At 42.4% G+C, this 22,635-nt stretch carries 20 protein-coding genes; 11 read left to right on the top strand and 9 right to left on the bottom strand.

The annotated features are described in order from the left end of the window. Nucleotides 1–122: 122 nt before the first annotated feature. The 5 genes from HC723_RS01500 (at nt 123) to HC723_RS01480 (ending at nt 4,362) form a co-directional block, all read left to right on the top strand. On the top strand, nt 123–626 hold the full coding sequence (locus tag HC723_RS01500; RefSeq protein WP_190337951.1) for a GreA/GreB family elongation factor: 504 nt from the start codon (nt 123–125) through the stop codon (nt 624–626). 135 nt (nt 627–761) lie between these two features. After that, nucleotides 762–1,514 carry a DUF2884 family protein gene (locus HC723_RS01495; RefSeq protein WP_238925380.1) on the top strand — a complete coding sequence of 251 codons (753 nt, stop codon included), beginning with the start codon at nt 762–764 and terminating at the stop codon, nt 1,512–1,514. A gap of 380 nt (nt 1,515–1,894) precedes the next feature. Next, on the top strand, nt 1,895–2,896 hold the full coding sequence (locus HC723_RS01490; RefSeq protein ID WP_190337950.1) for a DUF2860 family protein: 1,002 nt from the start codon (nt 1,895–1,897) through the stop codon (nt 2,894–2,896). Between the two features lie 32 nt (nt 2,897–2,928). Continuing rightward, the gene (locus tag HC723_RS01485) at nt 2,929–3,183 is read left to right on the top strand and encodes a M13-type metalloendopeptidase (protein WP_190337949.1); all 255 of its coding nucleotides are present in this window, start codon (nt 2,929–2,931) and stop codon (nt 3,181–3,183) included. A gap of 192 nt (nt 3,184–3,375) precedes the next feature. After that, nucleotides 3,376–4,362 (top strand): Solitary outer membrane autotransporter beta-barrel domain, encoded by a 987-nt coding sequence (locus tag HC723_RS01480; RefSeq protein ID WP_153446339.1) that lies wholly within the window; start codon nt 3,376–3,378, stop codon nt 4,360–4,362. A 63-nt stretch (nt 4,363–4,425) separates the two neighbouring features. Here the strand turns inward: HC723_RS01480 and HC723_RS01475 are convergent, their stop codons facing one another. Beyond that, nucleotides 4,426–4,614, bottom strand: a complete 189-nt coding sequence (locus tag HC723_RS01475; RefSeq protein WP_190337948.1) for a DUF4250 domain-containing protein — start codon at nt 4,612–4,614, stop codon at nt 4,426–4,428. 27 nt (nt 4,615–4,641) lie between these two features. Continuing rightward, nucleotides 4,642–4,845 (bottom strand): YaeP family protein, encoded by a 204-nt coding sequence (locus HC723_RS01470; RefSeq protein ID WP_190337947.1) that lies wholly within the window; start codon nt 4,843–4,845, stop codon nt 4,642–4,644. Between the two features lie 141 nt (nt 4,846–4,986). Between HC723_RS01470 and kch the strand changes: the two genes are divergently transcribed. After that, entirely contained in the window at nt 4,987–6,162 is a 1,176-nt protein-coding gene (gene kch, locus HC723_RS01465; RefSeq protein ID WP_203218745.1) for a voltage-gated potassium channel protein, read from the top strand. Nucleotides 6,163–6,490: 328 nt separating this feature from the next. Here kch and HC723_RS01460 read toward each other — a convergent pair whose 3' ends face one another. Beyond that, entirely contained in the window at nt 6,491–8,206 is a 1,716-nt protein-coding gene (locus HC723_RS01460; protein ID WP_153446345.1) for a proline--tRNA ligase, read from the bottom strand. A 97-nt stretch (nt 8,207–8,303) separates the two neighbouring features. Then, the gene (tsaA, locus tag HC723_RS01455) at nt 8,304–9,035 is read right to left on the bottom strand and encodes a tRNA (N6-threonylcarbamoyladenosine(37)-N6)-methyltransferase TrmO (RefSeq protein WP_153446347.1); all 732 of its coding nucleotides are present in this window, start codon (nt 9,033–9,035) and stop codon (nt 8,304–8,306) included. Nucleotides 9,036–9,432: 397 nt separating this feature from the next. On the opposite strand from tsaA, the gene HC723_RS01450 reads away from it, so the two are divergent. Then, nucleotides 9,433–11,022 carry an AbgT family transporter gene (locus HC723_RS01450; RefSeq protein WP_153446348.1) on the top strand — a complete coding sequence of 530 codons (1,590 nt, stop codon included), beginning with the start codon at nt 9,433–9,435 and terminating at the stop codon, nt 11,020–11,022. A 132-nt stretch (nt 11,023–11,154) separates the two neighbouring features. On the opposite strand, the gene HC723_RS01445 is transcribed toward HC723_RS01450, so the two are convergent. From HC723_RS01445 to metN, 4 genes are all read right to left on the bottom strand, one after another. Further along, the gene (locus tag HC723_RS01445) at nt 11,155–12,282 is read right to left on the bottom strand and encodes an acyl-CoA desaturase (RefSeq protein WP_153446350.1); all 1,128 of its coding nucleotides are present in this window, start codon (nt 12,280–12,282) and stop codon (nt 11,155–11,157) included. Nucleotides 12,283–12,546: 264 nt separating this feature from the next. Next, nucleotides 12,547–13,353, bottom strand: a complete 807-nt coding sequence (metQ, locus tag HC723_RS01440; RefSeq protein ID WP_178306436.1) for a methionine ABC transporter substrate-binding lipoprotein MetQ — start codon at nt 13,351–13,353, stop codon at nt 12,547–12,549. An 88-nt stretch (nt 13,354–13,441) separates the two neighbouring features. Next, on the bottom strand, nt 13,442–14,125 hold the full coding sequence (locus HC723_RS01435; protein WP_190337946.1) for a methionine ABC transporter permease: 684 nt from the start codon (nt 14,123–14,125) through the stop codon (nt 13,442–13,444). Further along, nucleotides 14,115–15,149 (bottom strand): methionine ABC transporter ATP-binding protein MetN, encoded by a 1,035-nt coding sequence (gene metN, locus HC723_RS01430; protein ID WP_190337945.1) that lies wholly within the window; start codon nt 15,147–15,149, stop codon nt 14,115–14,117. Before metN ends, HC723_RS01435 begins: the two co-directional genes overlap by 11 nt. A 373-nt stretch (nt 15,150–15,522) precedes the next feature. Here metN and gmhB point away from each other — a divergent pair, with 373 nt between their 5' ends. Then, nucleotides 15,523–16,080 carry a D-glycero-beta-D-manno-heptose 1,7-bisphosphate 7-phosphatase gene (gene gmhB, locus HC723_RS01425; RefSeq protein ID WP_153446357.1) on the top strand — a complete coding sequence of 186 codons (558 nt, stop codon included), beginning with the start codon at nt 15,523–15,525 and terminating at the stop codon, nt 16,078–16,080. Nucleotides 16,081–16,940: 860 nt separating this feature from the next. Here gmhB and HC723_RS01420 read toward each other — a convergent pair. After that, entirely contained in the window at nt 16,941–18,155 is a 1,215-nt protein-coding gene (locus HC723_RS01420; RefSeq protein WP_190337944.1) for an aromatic amino acid transporter, read from the bottom strand. Between the two features lie 372 nt (nt 18,156–18,527). Between HC723_RS01420 and HC723_RS01415 the strand changes: the two genes are divergently transcribed. From HC723_RS01415 to HC723_RS01405, 3 genes are all read left to right on the top strand, one after another. Further along, a complete protein-coding gene (locus HC723_RS01415) occupies nt 18,528–19,556 on the top strand; it encodes an ABC transporter permease subunit (protein WP_153446360.1) in 1,029 nt (342 codons plus the stop codon). Nucleotides 19,557–19,558: 2 nt separating this feature from the next. Beyond that, on the top strand, nt 19,559–20,653 hold the full coding sequence (locus tag HC723_RS01410; protein WP_190337943.1) for an ABC transporter permease: 1,095 nt from the start codon (nt 19,559–19,561) through the stop codon (nt 20,651–20,653). Nucleotides 20,654–20,787: 134 nt separating this feature from the next. Next, complete coding sequence (locus HC723_RS01405; protein ID WP_190337942.1) at nt 20,788–22,632, top strand: extracellular solute-binding protein; 1,845 nt, start codon at nt 20,788–20,790, stop codon at nt 22,630–22,632. The last annotated feature ends 3 nt before the right edge of the window (nt 22,633–22,635 follow it).

Here is a 22,635-nt window from a genome sequence, read left to right as displayed (position 1 = left end):
CTCATTACTTTGCTTGTTATAATACGTTATTTCCTCGCGTCTCACAGAGGCAAGTTTGAGAAAATTATTCACTTATTACCCATTCATTTATGACACATCCACTCATTAAAATAGGTTAGACATTGATAGACAAGAAAAGCGTCGATAAATCCATGTTGCATCAGGTCATCATTCAAAAACTAGAAGCGGTGTACGCCAGTTCTTTAGCCGCGACAAAAACTGCGATTGATACCGCGACCGACAAAGAGAATGTGCCGCAGCATAAATACGATACCTTAAGTTTAGAGGCATCGTATTTAGCGCATGGGCAAGGTCAGCGCTTGCAGCAATGTTTGCGTGAACTTCACAGCTTTAAAGCACTCCCCGTCAAAGATTGGTCGGTTGAAGATGCGGTGTCTATTGGCGCTTTAATTGAGCTGTTTGATGACAATGATAATAGCAATAAATGGTTTTTCTTAAGCCCTGTAGCGGGTGGTCTGAATGTGTCGTTTTCAGACCATAGCATTTCATTAGTGACGCCAGAGTCGCCATTAGGTAAAGCATTAAATAAAAAAATGCGAGATGATGAAGTGGTGGTAGACATTGCCGGCCGAATTAAATGTTACGAAGTAATGTCTATTTATTGATTCGATAAATGTTAAGGTTGAAGTTATTGGTAAGTTAACCTTTCACTGACTCCTGAATTCTGGCTTAAGTGGATTAAATCTTGCTAGTATTTTATTCCAATGTTTTTTTACTCATCTCTAATGAGGCTTTATTTTATGAAACGGACTTTACTCTCGGTAGCGTTAACCCTTACTTCTGTCTCCGCGATGGCGCAAGTGCCACGTTGTGATATCAATATCGACAATGAATTACACCTCAAAAACGAACAAGTTTCGGTTTATCAGCAAGGTAAGCCAAAGGTTGTGATTGACCAAAATAATGATTTATTCATTAATGGCAAAAAAATCACCCTTAACCAAACCCAAGAAAATGCGGTCAAGGCCTATCGTGAGAAAGTGAGCGAGTATATCCCGAAAGCTAAAAAAATTGGTGATGATGGCATGACACTTGCCAATCAAGTGATTGATGATATTAGCGCTAGCTTTAATAACAGCAAAGCATTTGATAACGTTAAAACCGCCGTTGATGGCTATTATGCGGATATCGAATCTCGTTATTACAATAATGGCGAGTGGGTGATCAAAAAAGATGCGGTTAAGGATGCGCTATCCAATTGGAAGCAAGAGTCGGCCGCTGCAATGCAAAAGTTTAATGGTGAGTTTTTCTCTAGTGCCTTTGCGGTGTTATCGGAAAAAATGAAAACCGATGGCAGTGTGAATTTGACCGAATTGCAAACCCAAATGACAGATATGAAAAAGCAGATCGAAACCCGTCTTCAATCTCAATCACAACAGTTGCAAAAAGAAGCCAATGCTTATTGTGGTAATTTACATGATCTCGTAAGCGAAGAGAAAACCTTACATCAACAAGTGCCTCAGCTTAAAAATTACTCGGTGTTTGTTGAGTAACCAATAGTTCTAATCTGAAGAATAAAAATGCCAGCTATGACGATCGTGAAATCGATAATCATAAGCTGGCATTTTAGTTTCTAACTCAGAATCAAAAGCACTGAGTGAGAAGTGGATAAGATCAATTACTGATCTTTATTCATCTGAGTTAATTTATCTCCAATCGGTTCAGAGAATTATAGGCGGAGAGTTCACCTCTCCAAGCAATTGGACGTTGTTTTTATTTTAAGTTAAAGTATGCTTTAACTCACAAAGCTTGAGTTATCTCCGATTTATATTGATAACAATGGTATTGGTTGGGTGAATAAATTGGCGTTTAGTGCCAATATTGATGGATAAGTATATCAATCAATATCCTAATTACTCTAATGAGAATATTTATGAATGCAATTATCCCATTGATGGTCATTATAACCAGTTTACTCTCTGCCAATGTGGCGGCCGAGGAAGTGAAACCTAATAAGTGGCAACCCGGCTTTTCTGGCACCATTATGGCGATGTTTGGTGGAGTACAAACTCAAGATCAAGCGGATTCTGGCGATAAAAAAATCAACTCTTTGGATGATAAAGCCGAAAAAAAGAATAAAGCCTTCTTCTTACCGATCAGTACCGGCATTTTGCAATACACCTTAGACAGTGGCGAGCAACAGTTCTACATCGGTACCGACCAATCGGATTTGGCCATCGGTCGAGTGCATTTTGAGCTGGGGTATAAACAATATGTTAAACAGGCAGGCACCTTTAGTTTAGGTATCGTTCCAGGGTTATTGACAAGTGATACTTGGGAAGACCCTTATTTAGTCGGTGAAAATCGGGATAAAACCAAAGCGGTTGTTCGTGGCTTACGTTTTAAATACGAAAATATCATGGCGTCACAATTTTCGATTGAATTGGCTGCGGGCAAACAAGTGATTAAAGATGAACAAAGTGCTTCAGGAGCTAATTACACCGATCAAGAAAGAGCGTTATTGCAACGTGAAGGTAATGTGTATTTTGCTCAGTTATCTCATGTGAATCCTATCACCCAAAGTTTTTATCTACGGAGCGCTTTATCTTATAAGCGTTTAGATGCCGATGGCGCGGCAATGGCATCAAATAGCTATGGTGGTGACTTATCCTTTATTAAGGTGCTGCACAGTTCCAATTTAGTCCTAAATATTCGGTATCACCATATTGATTTTGATGAAAGCAACCCTGTATTTGAGAACACTCAATCTGATAACAAATATGGCGTGATCGCGACTTACGTTTATAAAAACCTATTTGGTTGGAAAGGCGTTGGGGTCGGTGCTGCGGTGGGCTACATCGTTGGAGATTCAAATATCGACTTTTATGATAGTTCTAATGCGCTTGTGAGCACTGGCGTGAGTTATTCATTTTAATTTTTTAAGGCTTTAAAGCTTTTGAAAAAGAAGTGCAAGGCAGAGATAAAGAAAAACAGCAAGCCTACCAAACGTTTTTCATTCAATTGGCAAAAACTTGGCGTTCAAAATATCGTGAAGATATCTTAGTGCGGATCATCAGTTCTGATCCTTATCCACCAGGCATCTATCGAGTCAATAGCACACTAATGAATATGTCAGCGTTTCAAAAGGCGTATCAAACTAAACCGGGTGATGGCATGTATCGAGCGCCAAAAGATCGGGTAGAATTATGGCCGGATTTATAACCAAAAAATAGATAAACCGAGGTGGTTGAAAGGGGGATTGGCGTTGCGCTTAATAAACGGCAACGTCAATTGATTGAAATAGTGCTTAGGTATAGCAGAGTTTGACACTGCTCAAACGTTAACAAAAGGTTTCAGGTGTTAATTAAATAGTGTGTTCTAATATAAACTTCATGTGTTCAGGGAGGTTATTGCGTGAAAAGGATTTTACCAGTAATCGGCATTACTAGCCTTATGATGAGTAGTCAGCTGTATGCTCAATCAGAGCTAAGGAAGGCTGGTCAAGCCTATTATGAGCAATTATTTGCCTCTACGGTGGTGTTGTCGGATAACGATCTCATTTCGTTGGGTATCCAAAGCTTTGATCCCAGTTCGGTGTTTCATACCGATAACGACAATTTTGGTAACGAGGATACGGTACAAAATCGTAAAAACATCGCCGTCTTTACCTTGCCTTTGCACTTTAATTTGAGCGAGCCGGATAGTCCGTTCCAACATAATCTGCAATTTAGGCTCGGTTACCTTTCCATATCGCAAGACTTGCAACTCGCTGACGACACCCCAATGGATAACTTTAAACAGGAAGTGTATAGCGGTTTTTTTAACTATTTGTTGAAGTACAGACTGACCAGTAACTGGGCGCTAGGTTATGGTTTTGGTAGCTATCTCATGTATGCCAATAATAGTTATAATTTTAACTCGCAAGAATCACAAATATTGAAACCTTTCTTAGATGATGCGATTACCAACAGTTCGGCTTGGTCAACGATCATAGAGCCTCAGATTGAGTTAGATTATGAACAACATCAAGCTTGGGGTAAGTGGGGCTTTTCCTCTCAATGGCATTATTTTTATGGCAAGAACTGGGGGCAAGCAAATGATGGTTACCTTGGAAATCCTGAAGGTTGGCGGATCAGTAATGGAGTGAAGTTTCAATATGATTTATCCCACAGTTTTACATACACACCGTCACTGTATTCGAGTATCAAGCGTATTGATATTGGCGGTGATGCTACCCAAATCTTAGAAACCAATAGTTATTATGAAGCCAGTTTTGGGGTTTTGTTATCGGATTTATTTGGTAAAGATGGCTGGATTGAAACAGTAGGAATAGGGGCCAATATTAATTACGGCAGTGCTTTACGCGGCGGGAGTATTATTCTTTATGTGAACCCGTTTTAAGAAACACCCGCCAGAATTTAACTGTCAAATATGTGCTCTGACGGGGGATAAAATAGATGGGGTTTAGCGGAACTGCTTCACTTCTGGTAAGTAATCAAAGCCAGCAGAGCTGAGTTTTTCAATCAATTTCGCTTGGCCGATATCGAAGAATTTGACCAGATTTTCTAAATCGCCAAACTCGTCACGGATCTTCATATTGACGATGCTCATCAACATGATTGGATCCATTTTTTCAAAGTTGGTTAAATCCATAGCATCGTTCCTTATTCTATCAATTGGTTAATCTTTAAAATCTGAAATCAAAAGATTAGCAGCAGCAAAAGCGGCGCGCTCACGGGTTTCTTTTGGTAGCGATTCATCAGCAGCGATGTCATTAAAGGTTTTTAAAGCGCAAGTGATGGCTTGAGGAATATAGCCTTGATCACCACTGCCAATTTGAGCGTAAAGTTCGCGAATTAACTCACAACAATCGTAGATTTTCATTATTACGGTCTACCTATTTTAAAATATGCCTCATTATTACACATTGATGTGATAAGAGGGAATGTCGTGAAACCTAAAGTCACACAAGTTTCAAGCAAGAACCATGCATGACTCCTTTATTAAATGATATTAAGGCTGATTTTGAAGATACTCAAACACAAGTTATTAGATATCTGTAAACCATCGTGGATACTCGCTATTTTGGTGGCGATTAACGGTTATTGGTTTATTAAGCCCGTCGTTCAACATACATTGGAAATGTTACCAAGCGTATTAAATTGGTCGTTAGATTGGTTAGACTTGATTAATGATATTGGCTTAGCTGAATTGCCAAGATTACTGCTTGGCGCAGGCTTGATTATTATGTCAATCGGCCTCGCTTTACAGGCGCGTTTAGCTTGGGCATTCTCGCTGATCTTGTTGTTAGTGGTGGCCGCGATCAGTTTTTTATCTTCGGCACCAGGCTTATTATTACTTTCATATACATTGGTTGTCACCTTGTTGCTGCTGATGTATTGGAAGAGTTTTGATAGTTCGAGTATTGCCGCAGGTAGTTTATTTGCTTTAACCAGTACCGGTGCATTAATGCTGTATGCGGTATTTGGTAGTTTATATTTAGGCGATCAATTTAGCGCCCCCATTGTCGATATGCCAACCGCGTTTTATTTCTCGATTGTAAGTATGTCAACGGTGGGTTATGGCGATTTATACCCTGTGACGTCAACGGCGAGATTGTTCACCGCCTCGATTATCGTCATGGGCATCACCGTTTTCGCGACTTCGATTAGTGCCATTATTGGGCCGGTGATCGGTGGTAATCTTAAAAAAATTGTAAAAGGTAGGATATCGAACGTGATGAGAAAAAATCATTTTATTATTGTCGGAGTGTCACCCACTGCGCACAGTGTGTATGCCGGGTTAGTTGAACGTGGCGATGCAGTTACGGTAGTAGCGCCCGTTGGCGCAGAGCATGAATATCCCGCCGATGCGGATATTGTTTTTGGCGATCCTAGTTCGGCCGATGTGTTAGTCGAAGCGGGTGCGTCAAAAGCGAAATATATTCTCGCGCTTCGTAATGAAGATGCCGAAAATGCCTTTATTGTATTAGCTGCCAAAGAAGTGGGTGACAGTGATACCAAAACCATTGCCTTAGTGAACTCAAGTAAGCATATCCCTCAAATTCGACGAGTAAAGCCAGATGTGGTGTTCTCATTACAACTACTCGGTAGCGAGCTATTGGTCAGAACCTTAAAAGGCGAGACCATAGATAATAAACTGATCACGAAACTCTTCTTTGGCGCAGAGTCGACTGAGTAAAGGTGTGTATTCGCTGTATTGTGACGGAGTTCTAGCAGCGGCCTTTTTGCCACCTTTTTTGGCTGTTGAAAAAAGGTTGGTCACCGAAGGCTGTGTGATGAACTCACCACACAATCAATATTCAAATAAACCGCTATGGTTCCATACTCTTCAGGATGGCTTTTTCTCAAGCGACCAAGGGCGGATCAGCGTCTTTTCGGCGTATTCAAATTGATCAAATATTAAATGGAATTGGTATAAGCAATACGTCAAAAATAAGCGAAATACAAAAAAGGCAGCGATTCTGCAATCACTGCCTCTTTTATTTCAGTTAATTAATCGCTTAACTTTAGCTAAATTGAGACTGGAGATGCTCAATAATACTGTCGATCGCGATGGCTTCTTTAACGCCTTCACGACGATTTTTATATTCAAAGTTGCCTTCATCCATACTGCGATCACCGATCACAACGGTGTGTGGAATGCCGATAAGTTCGATATCTTTAAACATCACACCTGGGCGCTCTTTACGGTCATCAAACAACACTTCAATTCCCATTGCGGTTAAGTCTGCGTACAGTTTTTCTGCTGCTTCTTTCACGCGTGGTGATTTTTGCATGTTCATTGGCACAATCGCCACTTTAAATGGTGCTAGTGCGTCTGGCCAAATAATGCCGGCATCATCGTGATTTTGTTCAATGGCAGAAGCCACAACACGAGAAACTCCGATACCGTAACAGCCCATTTCAAGAATGACATTTTTACCGTCAGGACCAAGCACGCCACAGTTCATTTTCTCAGAGTAGTTTTTACCCAACTGGAAAATATGACCGACTTCGATACCGCGTTTTAGCATTAAGGTGCCCTGGCCACATGGGCTTGGATCGCCTTCAACTACATTGCGTAAATCTTCTACTTGAGCCAGCTCTACATCACGACCCCAGTTAATGCCGAAGTAGTGTTTGCCGTCAACGTTAGCGCCTGCGCCAAAGTCACTCATTACTGCAACGGTACGGTCAACAATGAAAGGCACTTCAAGGCCGACAGGTCCAAGAGAACCTGCGCCTGCACCGACCAATTGTTGCATTTGCTCTTCGGTTGCCATTTCAAGAGGAGCGGCAACTTGTGGAAGGTTTTCGGCTTTGATTTCGTTGAGATCGTGATCACCACGAATGATCAAGGCTACGATTGGAGAATCGATTTCATCCGATGCTTGAACAAATAATGTTTTAACCGTTTTTTCGATTGGCAGACCGTGTTGCTCGACCAATTCTGCAATGGTTTTGGCATTTGGCGTGTCAACTAAGATCATTTCTTGGGTTGGCGCAGCGCGTTCTGCTGTTGGAGCTAAAGCTTCGGCTTTTTCGATGTTGGCAGCATAATCAGACTCGGTTGAGAATACGATCAAATCTTCGCCGCTTTCAGCTAATACGTGGAACTCTTGCGAGCCATTACCACCAATTGCGCCGCTATCGGCAAGCACTGGACGGTAATCTAAGCCCATGCGATCAAATGCGCGGCAGTAAGCGTCATGCATATCGTCATAAGATTTTTGTAGACCGTCTTTATCGATGTCAAAGCTGTACGCATCCATCATGCAAAATTCGCGAGCACGCATAACGCCAAAGCGAGGACGGCGTTCGTCACGGAATTTAGTTTGAATTTGGTATAAGTTCAGCGGCAGTTGCTTGTAAGAATTAACTTCACCGCGCACTAGGCTGGTGATCACTTCTTCGGCGGTTGGGCTGAGTACAAATGGGCGAGAATGACGATCGGTAAAGCGAAGCAACTCAGGGCCCATTTTTTCAGAGCGACCGGTTTCTTCCCATAACTCAAACGGCTGAACAACGGGCATTAAAGTTTCTACTGCACCGGCATTGTCGATTTCTTGACGAACAATGTTTTCAACTTTACGCAAAACACGCAGACCTGTTGGAAGCCAAGTGTATAGACCTGAAGCCAGTTTACGGATCATACCTGCTCGTAGCATTAACTGATGGCTAATGACTTCGGCATCGTTTGGGGTTTCTTTTAAAGTTGAAACAAGGTATTTGCTGGTGCGCATTATGTTACCCGCTTAAGTTATTGAGTGATGTGCGTTGCTCACATGGAATGATCCAAGCGGCAAATTAGCCCCGTATAATATCAGCCCGAGCGCGTTCTCAAAAGGCTTGTATGCTGGTTACTCGAATGAAATTGCGATTTATTGCGTCAATTGGTGCTGATAAGTCGCTTTCAACTTGAAATTTGACGTTCCAATCGAACAGATGCACCGCGTATTCTTTATTATCGGGTTTATTTTTCTTATAGGCTGGACGAGGATCTTGCCCTAAGACTTGTTCTATCACCGCTTGAATATTTCGATAGTCAGGATGTCTTTGCAATGTCAGTTGAGCATTTTCGGAAAAAATCACCCTCAGTACCTCCGGCTCTTTTTCCGCAAAGCCGCCTTGAGCATTTGGCAAAGAATCGGAGTAGGGGATATAGGGTTTTATATCAATGATAGGGGTGTTATTGACTAAATCCACGCTCCCCAATTCTAGCCAAGTTTGATTGCCCTCTTGCGTCACGCCTTTTAATTCTACCGCCGACATACCAATACCATTAGGGCGAAAAGTGGCGCGTGAGGCAAATACTCCAATACGCTCATTGCCGCCTAAGCGAGGAGGGCGCACAGTCGGTTTCCATCCTGCGGCGAGATTTTGGTCAAATAAAAACAACAACCATACATGACTAAATTGCTCTATGCCGCGTACCGCTTCTGGGCTATTGGCCGCGCCGAGCAATTGAATTCTGGCGCGAGCGTTTGGGGCCAGTCTAGGTTGCCTTGGTACGGCGAATTTTTCTTTATAAGGGCTTTGAACAAGGCCAATAGGCTCGATGGTATAAGGCATAATAGTCGGTGTTTATGATGGAAAAGATAAGCATGAAAATAGCATAGCTCTCTATTTTACGCAGATTTTTATTTTAAAAATGGGTTTAGTTTGAATGAACAAATGTGCTTTTTTACCACTTTGGCTTGTGATTTAGATCGAAGTTATCAATTGTGCCATTTTTTAATGAAATAGCTTAATCATCATATTAGTTGCTGCTATCTATCTAATTACTAGTAATTTTATGTGGTTATTGTGGTGAAGTGATGGTTTATTGTGCTGACTTTGTAATATTAGTTAACATATTCACCTTTTGTATAGCTTTAATAGTCGAGTAATCTTCGGTCATCTGTTTTGCAGTGCGGTATTCCCTTGTCATAAGGGGGGGCCAAATTGCGGTCATTGACTAGGAGGGCAAATGACTACATCCATTTCAAACAAACAACCCGAACAAAAAAGAAAGCTGTTTACTCGATTTTTAGATTCGGTTGAATACCTCGGAAATTTATTGCCACACCCAATCACTTTATTTGCAATTTTTTGTGTGGCAATTTTAGTCGCGTCTGGCATTGCCGGCTACTTTGGTGTTTCAGTTGTCGATCCTCGCCCAGAAGGCGCAGCGGGTCGTTCTGCTGACGGTATTATTCATGTAGTGAGCTTATTTAATGCCGAAGGCTTACAGCTGATCGTGACTAATTTAGTCAAAAATTTCACCGGATTTGCACCGCTTGGAACCGTATTGGTTGCGATGCTCGGGGTCTCGATTGCTGAGCATTCGGGTATGTTGTCTGCGGCAATGCGCGGCATGGTGATGGGCGCGTCAAAACGCATGGTTACCTTTACCGTGATCTTCGCCGGTATTATTTCAAATACAGCCTCAGAGCTTGGTTATGTGGTGTTAATTCCATTGGCAGCGATGTTGTTCCACTCTTTAGGTCGCCATCCATTGGCCGGTCTTGCGGCTGCTTTCGCGGGTGTATCCGGCGGTTATTCTGCCAACCTATTGATTGGTACGGTTGATCCTTTGTTGTCGGGCATTACCGAAACCGCTGCGCAAATGATTGATCCAAATTATACCGTTGGCCCTGAAGTTAACTGGTATTTCATGTTTGTCTCGACTTTCTTCATTTCGATTGTTGGTGCATTTGTGACCGAGAAAATTGTTGAGCCGAAATTGGGGGTGTATAACCCAGAACAAGCTGCAGAAGATCTCTCGCAAGATAAAATGGGCGCATTAACCCCTGTTGAGAAAAAAGCTCTTAAGATGGCGGGTTTGGCAACATTAGTGGTGTGTGCGGTACTGGCATTAACGATAGTGCCTGAAAATGGCGTGTTACGAAATCCAGAAACGGGCACGGTTGCCGGCTCACCATTCTTAAAGAGTATTGTGGCCTTTATCTTTGTGTTCTTTGCTATTCCGGGCTTTGTGTACGGCAAGATAGTCGGCACCATGAAAAATGACCGTGATGTGATTAATGCGATGTCAAAATCGATGTCATCGATGGGTATGTACATTGTATTAGTCTTCTTTGCCGCGCAATTTGTGGCGTTCTTTAAATGGACTAACTTTGGCCAAGTCTTTGCTGTCGGCGGCGCGGACTTCCTACAAAACATCGGTTTAACCGGCCCAGCACTGTTCTTTGCTTTCATTTTTATGTGTGGCTTTATTAACTTGATGATTGGCTCAGCATCGGCGCAATGGGCGGTCACCGCACCTATCTTTATCCCAATGTTAATGCTAGTGGGTTATGCCCCTGAAACCATTCAAGCGGCTTACCGTATTGGTGATTCAGTGACTAACTTGATCACCCCAATGATGAGCTACTTTGGTTTGATTTTAGCGGTCGCCAGTCGATACGTTAAGAATCTAGGGATCGGTACCTTAATCGCCACCATGTTGCCATACACACTCTGCTTCTTGGTCGGTTGGAGTATCTTGTTCTACATCTGGGTATTCGTCCTCGGTTTCCCTGTAGGACCCGGCGCTGCAACCTATTACACTCCATAATTTGAGTTGGTAGAGTAAGAGAAAACAAAACGCCCAAGCAGTTGATGCTTGGGCGTTTTTGATAGTGTCAGCTCTAAACAGATTAAAGCTTAAAACATATTACAGCTTAAAACATATTACAGCTATTCTGGTTTAAGCATATTGCTTCATTAACAGTTGCCATTGCAGTTGTTGTTGTTTGAAGTGTTGTTGCATTTGTTCAAAGCGCACCTTTAAAACCGCGTGCTCATATTGCTCCATTAAGCGTTCTTTTCTATCCGTGATCAATTGCTTTTTGAGCCCATAATATTCCGACATTTGCAGGATCAACGCATCGTATTCAGTGTGCATGCGTTCCGCAATAAGGGTGTGATCGGGCAGGTGCAGGATCTTTTTCTTGGTGTCATTTAATAACTGTAATGCGCGAGATTTTTCGATTTTTTCTGCTGGAGTGACACGCAGTTTATCGGCCAGTTTCATCCAATGACAGGTTTTAATTAACCACTTAGTGGGATCGTATTGCCACCAGTAAATGCCATTGCGGTAATCATTTTCAAAAATATGATGGAAGTTATGATAACCCTCACCAAAAGTCAGCACCGCCAATATGCCGTTATCGCGGGCAGTATTCTTATTGGTATAAGGTTGGCTACCCCAAATATGCGCTAATGAATTAATAAAGAAGGTGGTGTGGTGATTGAGCACCAAACGAACAGCGCCAACCATTAACAGCATACCAATCACATCGTGATAAATAATACCAAGCAAAATTGGCACGCCTAAGTTCATCAGTAACGCTAACGGCACATAGTATTTATGCTGCCACATGACGATTTTCTCTTTTTGCAAATCACGGCAATTAGAATAGTCATGGTAGATTTCAGGCGTTTGATAGTGACGCAGCATCCAACCAATATGCGAGAACCAAAAGCCGCGCTTGGCAGAGTATGGATCTTTGTCATTATTATCAACATGGCGATGGTGAACTCGGTGATCAGAGGACCAATGCAGCGCACTGTTTTGTAGGGCAAAGGCACCGCCGAACGCGAAGATAAAGCGCAGTGACCAATGGGCTTGATAAGTTCGATGTGACCATAAGCGATGATAACCGGCTGTAATGCAAAGGTTGCAAAAACTAAAGGTGATAAGTAGCCAAACCCAATGGGCGGCTTGTAAATCATGATGCAAAAAATACAGTGGCGTGACCACTACGGCCAATAGAAAGCTGGTGGTAAATATGATCACATTTAGCCAGATCAGTGGGGGAGATTTTTGTTCCATTGTCATCACCATATTATTTCAGGGTACAGTTGTACGCCATAATATCAGCGTACAGGTGTAAGTCTAGATGCGATCATTAAAAACTCGATCTGTGCTGCAGCAAATTTTTGTTTCAAGCTATGAATACATGAAATGAGAGTTATGGAGGTAATAGCAACGGCAATAATTTTATGATTGAGCAAATCGAATTGGAATGAGTATAAGGCGATCAAAAAAGGGCAGCCGCAGCTACCCTTTGAATGTTTTAAAATGAAGTAAGCCGGATTACCAACCTTTTACAACGCCACCTTTAAACAGCTTTTTAGCCGCTTCATAAACTTCTTCTGTTTGATAGGCTTTGACAAAGTTCTTCACATTGTCGTTATCAGCATTATCTTCACGCGCAACAATTAAGTTGGTGTATGGAGATTCTTTGTCTTCAACAAAAATGCCGTCTTTTTCAGGCGACAAGTTAATGCTGCTAGCGTAAGTGGTGTTGATGATCGCAATCGCCACATCTTGTAATGCATTTGGCAGTTGTGGTGCTTCTAGCTCAACAAAGTCCAATTTCTTAGGGTTGTCGATGATATCAAGCGGTGTTGCTTGTAGACCTGATTCTTTACTTAGCTTGATCAAGCCTTGCTCTTGAAGCAGCAATAAGGCACGACCTTCGTTAGTTGGATCGTTTGGAATGGCAATGCTGTCGCCTTTTTTCAGCTCATCCAGTGATTTGATTTTTTTCGAGTAGCCCGCGATAGGGTAAACAAAAGTATTGCCGACCGCTTTGATTTTATAGCCGCGATCTTTGATTTGTTGATCAAGATATGGCGTATGTTGGAATGCATTGATGTCGATAGAACCATCATCTAACGCGGCGTTTGGGATCACATAATCCGAGAAAATGGTGAGCTTTACATCCAAACCGTATTTTTGTTTTGCCACTTGTGCGGCAACCTCTGCTACTTGCGCTTCTGCACCTGCGATAACCCCGACATTAATGCTGTCGGCTGCGGCTGCAGTATGAGCAAAAATTAGTGAAGAACTGATCACGGCTGCGCTAAAAAACTGTTTTAATTTCATACTTAACTCCATGTAATTTTAGTATTTATAGTTGTAACTATTTGGGTGTCAATTTTATGTTTTCTTTCCCACTTAAGATGACTTGTTAAGTGGAAGAGTATTACCTGTGATCGACGCGAGCGGCAACTCTATCGCCCACCATTTGAATAATTTGTACCACAATCACCAACAACACCACGGTAATAAACATAATATCGGGTTGGTAACGTTGGTAACCATAACGCATCGCGACATCGCCTAAGCCCCCGCCACCAACCGTCCCTGCCATAGCAGAATAGCTGACGAGCGTCACAAGAGTAATCGTGATGGTATTGACAATAGAAGGCAGCGCCTCGGGTAGCAATACTTTGGTGATAATTTGCATTGGGTGTGCGCCCATCGACTGCGCCGCTTCAATTAATCCGGTCGGCACTTCAACTAAAGCGCTTTCCACTAAGCGAGCAATAAACGGGATCGCGCCAACGGTTAACGGCACAATCGCCGCAGTGGTACCAATAAATTTACCAATCAATAGTGTGGTAAAGGGAATAATAGCCACCATCAACACTAAGAAGGGTACAGAGCGACCAATATTGACGATTGCGCCAAGTACTAAGTTAACCAGTCTATTTTCGGTTAAGCCGCCTTTCTTGGTGATATGTAGAATGACGCCCATAGGAATGCCAATCATAAAGCCAATCAAGCCAGCCACGCCGACCATGTAAAGGGTTTCCCAAGTGGCTGCCCAAATCAGACGAAAAGTGCGATGATCGTAATACCAATCCATGATGTGATCATAAAACATAGCCAAGTACCTCGACTTTAATATTGTGTTCTTTTAAGAAAATTAATGCTTGTTCAGCTTGCTCTTTTTCGCCAAAGAATTCTGCCACCATCAAGCCAAAACGAACGCCGCCAGCGTAATCAATATCTGAATTTAAAATACTGACATCGATATCAAACTTACGGGAAATTTGGCTGATCACCGGAGCATCAATTGACGCGCCCGTAAACTCTAATCGCACCAAAGGAATCGACCCTTCTACCCGCGTTTTTTGTAAGCGCGCTTGGTAATCATCAGGGATTGATAAGTCGAGAGTAGAGCGGATAAACTGTTGTGCCAATTCGGTTTTAGGGTGGGCAAAAATATCACTCACTAAACCTTGTTCAACCAATAAACCGCCCCCAATGATCGCCACTTTGTCACAGATATTTTTTACCACATCCATTTCGTGAGTAATGATCAATATGGTTAAGTTTAATGTTTGATTGATGGTTTTAAGCAGTTCTAAAATTGATTTTGTAGTCGCAGGATCAAGCGCGCTGGTGGCTTCATCACACAATAATACTTTAGGGTCGGAGGCTAACGCACGAGCAATCGCCACACGTTGTTTTTGTCCGCCACTTAAATTAGCAGGGTAAGTATCTCGTTTATCGGCCAGACCAACCAGTTGCAGTAGCTCTGATACTTTGCTTTCAATTTGCGCGCTTGGCACTTTTGCGAGCTCAAGCGGCAGCGCAATATTATTAAACACGGTGCGAGATGACAACAAATTGAAGTGTTGGAAAATCATGCCAATATTACGACGAGCATGGCTTAATTGAGTATTGGAAAGCTGAGTAAGATCAACACCATCGACAATTACATTGCCTGAGGTAGGAGCTTCTAGCATGTTGACACAACGGATAAGCGTGCTTTTTCCAGCACCCGATGAGCCGATCACACCGCAAATCTCACCTTGGGGAACGGTAAGGTCGATGTCTTTCAGGGCGATGATTTGTTTACTTCCCTGATAAAAGATTTTGTTAACTTTTTTTATTTCAATCATTTAACAACCTAAATTGTATCCATACAATATATTTTTTTTGCATAATGCACGAAATACAGTGGAAAAGTACAGCGTGTTTGCAATCTATAGTCGATGCTATTGTTTTGTGTGCTACAAGTCAATGGCTATTTATACATCTAGACGGCTAAAAGTTAAGGGTTGAACGGTTTGATGGATAAATGCACAGAACTATTTTCTAAATCATTGATTATATACAGTGATCTAATAACAATATGATGCTAATGGGCTTATGTCAGTATAAAAAAGAATAAGCAGATGAAGTCATAAATAAAGCGTGCGATAATTAGCGGCAATAACACACGTCATTTTGTCGATGAAGTGCCAGTAATGAACTCACAGAGAGAGTGCTATTTTGTCTAAACCAGCCGTTTTTATCGATCGTGATGGCGTAATCAACGTTGATCATGGTTATGTTAGTAAAGTTGATGATTTTGAGTATATCGATGGTGTTTTTGACGCAACGAAAGCGATCAAAGATCTAGGTTATCAATTAGTACTGGTGACCAATCAATCGGGCATTGCTCGTGGTTACTACACCGAAAAACAATTCCTCACGTTAACCGAGTGGATGGACTGGAACTTTGTTGATCAAGGTGTTGAGTTTGATGGTTTCTATTACTGCCCACATCATATTGAAGGCAGTGAAGAGAAATACGTTCAAGAATGTGATTGCCGTAAACCGCAGCCGGGCATGTTCTTATCCGCTCAAGATGAACTCGATATCGATATGCCAAATTCAATCATGGTGGGTGATAAAGAAGCCGATATGCAAGCGGCGATCAGTGCCGGTGTCGGTACGCGTATTTTAGTTCGTAGTGGTAAAGCGGTTACCGATGCAGCCGAAGCCTTAGCGACAGTGGTTCTCGATAGCATTAAAGATGTGCCGAAGTATTTGGCTGAGAATAACTAGCTACACGCTGCCTGAGTCTTGTGACTAAATATTGCGTGGCTAAAAGTAAAACTTGCTCGGGCACTTGGAAGTATTCGTTTGAAAAAATCCGCTTGGAAATATCTGTATAGAAGTATCCACTTGGAAGAATGAAAGCCAGATCACGGATAGCTCCTTCGTCGCTTCCGAGATGACAAGCTTGATGTTGATTGTCATCAAAGGGCTACTTAGGTAGCCCTTTGTTATACCCGATGTAGTTTGAAGTAATACTAAGCTTGTGGCGTAATGAAAATTGGCGTCATCCCATACATGAGCCGAGGCGAATAGATAGGGACTCTCCTACAAAGTGTTGAGACTTAACTGGTTGTAGGCTTTGATTTATCAGTAGCTTATTTGAATCTTGATTTTGTGGTGAGTTCATCGCACAGCCTTCGGCGACCAACCTTTTTTCAACAGCCAAAAAAGGTGGCAAAAAGGCCACGGCTAGAAATTTTGTCACCTTGGTTACAACTCACAATTTTATCCCCAAAGTAATTGAAGTTACAGTGAGGCGGCAAGTAAGCGAAGCCCCATGAGCTTAGTTCACTAAGTGATTTGGGGTGAGTGAACGCAGCCAACAAAGCTGTAGTTTCAAGTAAGAAGGGGATAGATAACGGCTTCAACTGCACATCCGTATGCGCAGGAAGCCTCACCAATCATCCATGATTGGGGTATCAAATCGAGTCTTTCCACCAAGCAAAATTTAGGCAGGGTTGGCACGTTTCTGCCCAAAAATGAGTTTCAATCTTTGTTACCCACCGACACTAACCTGAAACTGCAACTTTGCTTTTATTGGCTACGCTAGCGCGACGCAATCCCAATGAGTTTGGACATACACGACACTAGCCCTTAAATACCGGCAACATATCTAACATAGTTAAAATATGAAACACCGCTGTTGCCAAGCCAAATAATAAAACAAAATAAGGTACGATGTTGCCGCCACCCACCACAAAACCTTGTGCGCTATCTTTACGTTTACGCGCTTTCAAAACTAATAACGCTGGAATAATACAGGTCCAAACTGTTGCCGCTGCGCCAGCGTAGCCAATCGCCAAAATAAAGCCGAATGGGAATAATAACGACAAAACAAGAGGCGGCATAAAAGTGACGGCCCATGTTTTAGTACGACCTGTTTTGCTTTGATCAAAATGGAATAAATCCGCTAAGTAATCAAACACCCCTAAACCAACACCAATAAAAGAAGAGATGATAGCCGCCATTGAAAAGGCATTAATAGCTTGAGCGACATTTTTGGACTCCACCACGCCACCTAAGGTTTTAAGTAACACATCGACATTACCATCTTGCGCAATGATAGGACCAAAAGAGCTGCGCGGTAGGTTGCCAAAAATACTGAGCACCCAAATTACATATAAAGTCAGCGCGATCAAAGTGCCACCTAAAATGGCGTATTTGGCGCTGCGTTCTTCTTTATAGTAAGCGCGCATTGAAGCAACTGAGTGATGATAACCAAAAGAAGTCAGCGCAATTGGTAATAACGCCATCGAATATTTTGCATATTGCCCTTGCTGATTAATGGCATCAAATAAATGAGAAGCATCTATTTTGGCTGTAAGACCAAACACACCGAAAACAAAGGTTAAGATCATGGTCGCGATCAACACAATCGAGATACGATCGACTGCTCGAGTGGAGTGCCACACCACACTAGACGCGACAAACACAAACAACACCGAGGCAATATTGCTGTCGAGTCCCAATGACCCTTGCAGGATCAAGCCGAAAGAGGTGGTGTATGCGTAAAGTAAAATCCCACCGACAAAATACACGGTCAGGTTATTAAACAGGTTAACCTTGCTGCCAAGCATATCGAGAGTGACGGTATTAAAAGACACCGATAAATCATAATGTTTGAAGGCTTCAAGTAGCAACCAGCCCGAAACGGTCATCACTGCCATGGTTAAGGTGATGGCAAGAATAGACCAAACCGTCCAACTGCCTGCGCCTGCACTTGGTAGCCCAAGCATTCCTGCACCGACACACACACTGGCAATAATACAAGCGCCGCCTAATAATGATGGTTTCTTTTCCATAATGATTCTCTTTAAGCACAATATAAAACAGTGTAACCCACTGCCCAACAACATCTAGCTTAGAAGGACGCTTGCCGTAAAACTGAATTCAAGGAGAAAACAACCGGCTTCAATGCTAATGAAGGAACATCATAGCGGTAAAAGTAAGACCAGTAAACTAGTTAGGTAGTACAAAATAAAAAGTGCGATGAATATCAGACATATTATGCTTTTGCTGTACTACGGTTGATATATTCTATGCTTACTCACACCCTCTTCATCACACCTAGCGCAAATTCCTCTTCCCCGTTACAATCAATAACTATAATCTAAACAGCAAGATATGATTTTGATGCATAGGGAGTGTTGGGTAATGGTGACAGGCTGGATGGGATGCTAGCGTATATTTTAAGACGACTGCTATTGGTGGTTCCAACTTTTATTGGCATTACCCTGCTGATCTTTACCTTAACGCGCTTTGTGCCAGGTGGGCCGGTTGAGCGTATGTTGCTGAGTTTACAGATGCAACAAGGCGATAAAGCAGTGTCAGCCCAGGTCACTAATGGTTCAAGCAATGCCTTGTCTGACGATCAAATCGCAGAATTAAATGAATTTTATGGCCTAGATAAACCAATCCCGCAAGCTTATTGGGCGTGGCTTACTAAGTTGGTAAAGCTCGATTTGGGCGAATCAACCCGCTATTACGAACCGGTGACCGATATGATCGCCGAGCGTCTACCCGTGTCGCTATTTTATGGTGGCATGACTTTTTTGATCACTTATCTTATCTCCATTCCACTTGGATACATTAAAGCCATGCGTCATGGCAGCGTGTTGGATGCCTCCAGTTCGATCTTCATTTTTATTGGTTTTGCTCTGCCCGGTTATGTGATTGGGGTATTGCTAATTAGTTTGTTTGGTTTCCATTTAGAATGGTTTCCTATGGGCGGTTTTGTCAGTGACGACTTTGATGATTTTACCCGTTTTGAACAAATTAAAGATGTTTTGTGGCATGCGGTATTGCCGTTATTTTGTTACTTGATTGGCGATTTTGCGCTGCTTACCATGACCATGAAAAACAACTTAATGGAAAACTTGGCCGCCGATTATGTACGCACCGCTATTGCCAAAGGTTTGCCCTTTAAATTAGCGGTGCGTCGTCATGCACTGCGCAATAGCCTTATTCCTGTCGCCAGTTCATTTGGTAACTCCTTGATGTTCTTTATGACCGGCTCATTCTTAATTGAAGTGATTTTTAATATTAATGGCATTGGTTTATTGGGGTATGAATCGATCATGGAGCGAGATTATCCGGTGGTGATGGGGCTATTTGCGATTAATGCCTTAATGCTTTTGATTGGTAATATTTTGTCGGATATCTGTGTTGCGCTGGTGGATCCGCGCATTCGGTTTGGAGCATAAAGATGATGACATTTGATCCCATGACGCATAAAAAAATCCAACGTTTTAAAGCGATCAAACGTGGTTACTGGTCGCTGATCATTTTAACCTTGTTGGTTGTAGTGGCGATTGGCGCTGAATTATTGGTGAATAGCCGCGCGTTGGCGGTTAAATACGATAATCGATGGTATTTCCCTACCTATGGTGATGTATTGCCCGGCACCACCTTTGGACAAGATTACCAATCAGAAACCAACTATCGCCAATTACAGCTTCTGTTTGAACAACAAGATAAGCAAAGTGTGAGTGATGATAATGGCACTCATGCGGCAAATAAAAAGAGCATCGATAATAAAGTGATCATGCCACTTGTGCCTTGGAATCCGTATGAGCAAGATTTTGACGGCGACTTCCCTCCGGCTGCGCCCAACGCTGAGGCGAAACATTACTTAGGCACCGACACCATAGGACGCGATATTCTCGCACGCTTATTGTATGGTTTTAGGATAGCGATGGGCTTTGCGTTTCTAACCATGATGGTGTCTTATGCGATTGGGGTCACCGTGGGTTGTGCGATGGGATTTTGGGGAGGTAAGTTTGATTTATTCTTTCAACGCTTTATTGAAATTTGGTCGATGGTGCCATTTTTGTATGTGATCATGATTTTAGTCTCGATCATGCAACCCAGTTTTATGTTGTTTAGCTTTATCAATGTCCTGTTTGGTTGGATGGGCATGACTTGGTACATGCGCACCATGACCTACAAAGAAAAAGCGCGTGAATATGTGATGGCCGCGCAAGCCTTAGGTGCCTCAAATTGGCGAATTTTGTTCCATCATATTTTGCCAAATACTATGGTGATGATCGTCACCTTAGCGCCATTTACCATTGTTGGTAATATTACCGCATTAACCGCGCTTGATTATTTAGGGCTAGGATTAATGCCGCCGACACCAAGTTGGGGCGAGTTATTGCAGCAAGGTAAATCAAATTTAGATTCACCATGGATTGTGTTGTCGGTGGTGTGTTCCATTGTTTCAGTATTGGTGATGGTGACCTTTATCGGCGAAGCGATTCGCGAGGCTTTCGATCCCAAACGCTATACCCTTTATACTTGACGTTGCCGCTCTGGGGTTAAGTTTCTTCACCTCGATCCGTTAGGCGAGTTAAGCTCATGAGTATCATAAGCTTACCGCTTCGCTGAAATGGCAATCAGTTTGGGTGAGCACCAAATAGAGATAAGGATTTTATAATGAAAAAAAGGTTATGGACGCCACTGGTTACGCTGGGCTTATGCTTCGGTGCGCTACCACTGTCGATGTCGTTACAAGCGGCGAATCTACCGACTAATTTAACATGGCAAACCAATGCTAATGAGCCCATTTTTGCCTCTCCAGACGCGAAATTCGGCGGGACTTACCACACTTTTATTACCAGTTTTCCGCAAACTTTTCGTACCGTTGGGCCAGATGCTAATGGCGGCTTTGCCTCATGGACTCGCTCTTCACTTGGCCTGTTAGATAGACATCCTAATACCGACAAATGGCTGCCTTCAATCGCTTCTTCTTGGGCCTTGGGGGATGATCATAAAACCGTTTATTTTAAAATTAATCCTAAAGCGAAATGGAGTGATGGAGAGCCGATCACCGCGCAAGATTTTACTTTTATGATGAAAATGATGCGCTCTAAAGACATTGTCGATCCTTGGAGTAATGATTTTTACACCAAAGAGGTAAGCGACATTATCGTCTACGATCCACTGACGATAGCCGTGGTATCGGGTAAGCAAAGAAATCCTGATGAGTTAATGGATTACGTTAACCTTCAACCTCGCCCCGCGCATTTTTATGCCAAGCCAAGTAAAGATAAAAATGGCGATGGTATTGCCGATGATTTTGTTCGCCGCTTTAACTTTAAATCAGAGCCGACAGCGGGTCCTTACGCGATTGATAAAATTAATAAAGGCAAGGGGGTCACCTATAAGCATGTAAAAGATTGGTGGGGTTACGATATTAAGTATTACCAACACCGATTTAATGTTGAGAAAATTCAAATCAAAGTGATCCGCGATCAAGATATTGCGTTTAAATACTTTGAAAAAGGCCAATTGGATTCATTTGCTTTAGTGCGCCCGACGCTGTGGCATGACAAAGCCAAAGGTGAGTTGTTCGATAAAGGTTATATCCATAAAGCATGGGCGTATAATCAAGCGCCCACCGGAGCCGGTGGAATTTGGATCAATACTGCTATGCCGCTTTTGGATAATCTTGAGGTGCGTAAGGGCTTAATGTACGCCGTCGATTATGATGGCATGATCAACAAAATTTTGCGTAATGACTATGTTCGTAAGCCAAATCCTATGGGATCTGGGCATGGGGAGTATGACAACCAAGATATAAAAGCGCCGAACTTTGACCCTCAACTGGCCGCCACCTATTTTAAAAATGCGGGTTTTAATAAGATCGGCCCTGATGGTATTCGAGTCAATGATAAAGGCCAGCGCTTAAGCTTTGCAGTCACCTATTCGACTCCCGCCCATACGCCGCGGGTAGCTTATTTACGCGAACAAGCCAAGCTGGCAGGGTTGGATTTAACCCTTAATCTGATTGATGGTTCGAGCATGTTTAAATATGTGTTAGAGAAAAAACATCAGCTGTCTTTCCATGATATGAGTAATTCTAAAATCCCAGTTTACTGGCAGTATTTTGCCTCAGAAAACGCCAATAAACCGCAAACCAATAACTTCACAAATTTCTCGTCACCAGAGCTTGATAAGCTAATTAATGCCTATCGAGAAGAGTTTGATTTAACTAAAAAACACGATTTATCTCGTCAAATTCAAGCCAAAATCAATGACTCGAATAGCATCATACCTGGCTACATTGTGCCGTATGCAAGAGAAGGGTATTGGCGTTGGTTGAAATTGCCAGCCGAAATGGCGACTAAACAAACCGAGTCGTTATTTTTCGCCAATGGATTTATGGGCACCATGAGTACTTTTTGGATTGATGAGCAAGTTAAAAAAGAAACCAAAGCGGCGATGAAAGCAGATAAAGCCTTTAAGCCGGCCACGATAATTGATGATAAGTATAAGTAGTTC

Source organism: Vibrio sp. S11_S32 (assembly GCF_014694465.1).
Taxonomy (GTDB): Bacteria; Pseudomonadota; Gammaproteobacteria; order Enterobacterales; family Vibrionaceae; genus Vibrio; species Vibrio algicola.
This window is presented reverse-complemented; position numbering and strand designations above follow the sequence as displayed.

What these genes read in the sequence shown, in the direction of transcription:
- HC723_RS01495 (WP_238925380.1), top strand. Translation starts at nt 762, where the DNA reads ATGAAACGGACTTTACTCTCGGTAGCGTTAACCCTTACTTCTGTCTCC.
- HC723_RS01490 (WP_190337950.1), top strand. Translation starts at nt 1,895, where the DNA reads ATGAATGCAATTATCCCATTGATGGTCATTATAACCAGTTTACTCTCT.
- HC723_RS01475 (WP_190337948.1), bottom strand. Translation starts at nt 4,614, where the DNA reads ATGGATTTAACCAACTTTGAAAAAATGGATCCAATCATGTTGATGAGC.
- HC723_RS01470 (WP_190337947.1), bottom strand. Translation starts at nt 4,845, where the DNA reads ATGAAAATCTACGATTGTTGTGAGTTAATTCGCGAACTTTACGCTCAA.
- HC723_RS01460 (WP_153446345.1), bottom strand. Translation starts at nt 8,206, where the DNA reads ATGCGCACCAGCAAATACCTTGTTTCAACTTTAAAAGAAACCCCAAAC.
- tsaA (WP_153446347.1), bottom strand. Translation starts at nt 9,035, where the DNA reads ATGCCTTATACCATCGAGCCTATTGGCCTTGTTCAAAGCCCTTATAAA.
- HC723_RS01450 (WP_153446348.1), top strand. Translation starts at nt 9,433, where the DNA reads ATGACTACATCCATTTCAAACAAACAACCCGAACAAAAAAGAAAGCTG.
- HC723_RS01445 (WP_153446350.1), bottom strand. Translation starts at nt 12,282, where the DNA reads ATGGAACAAAAATCTCCCCCACTGATCTGGCTAAATGTGATCATATTT.
- metQ (WP_178306436.1), bottom strand. Translation starts at nt 13,353, where the DNA reads ATGGAGTTAAGTATGAAATTAAAACAGTTTTTTAGCGCAGCCGTGATC.
- HC723_RS01435 (WP_190337946.1), bottom strand. Translation starts at nt 14,125, where the DNA reads ATGTTTTATGATCACATCATGGATTGGTATTACGATCATCGCACTTTT.
- metN (WP_190337945.1), bottom strand. Translation starts at nt 15,149, where the DNA reads ATGATTGAAATAAAAAAAGTTAACAAAATCTTTTATCAGGGAAGTAAA.
- HC723_RS01420 (WP_190337944.1), bottom strand. Translation starts at nt 18,155, where the DNA reads ATGGAAAAGAAACCATCATTATTAGGCGGCGCTTGTATTATTGCCAGT.
- HC723_RS01415 (WP_153446360.1), top strand. Translation starts at nt 18,528, where the DNA reads ATGCTAGCGTATATTTTAAGACGACTGCTATTGGTGGTTCCAACTTTT.
- HC723_RS01410 (WP_190337943.1), top strand. Translation starts at nt 19,559, where the DNA reads ATGATGACATTTGATCCCATGACGCATAAAAAAATCCAACGTTTTAAA.
- HC723_RS01405 (WP_190337942.1), top strand. Translation starts at nt 20,788, where the DNA reads ATGAAAAAAAGGTTATGGACGCCACTGGTTACGCTGGGCTTATGCTTC.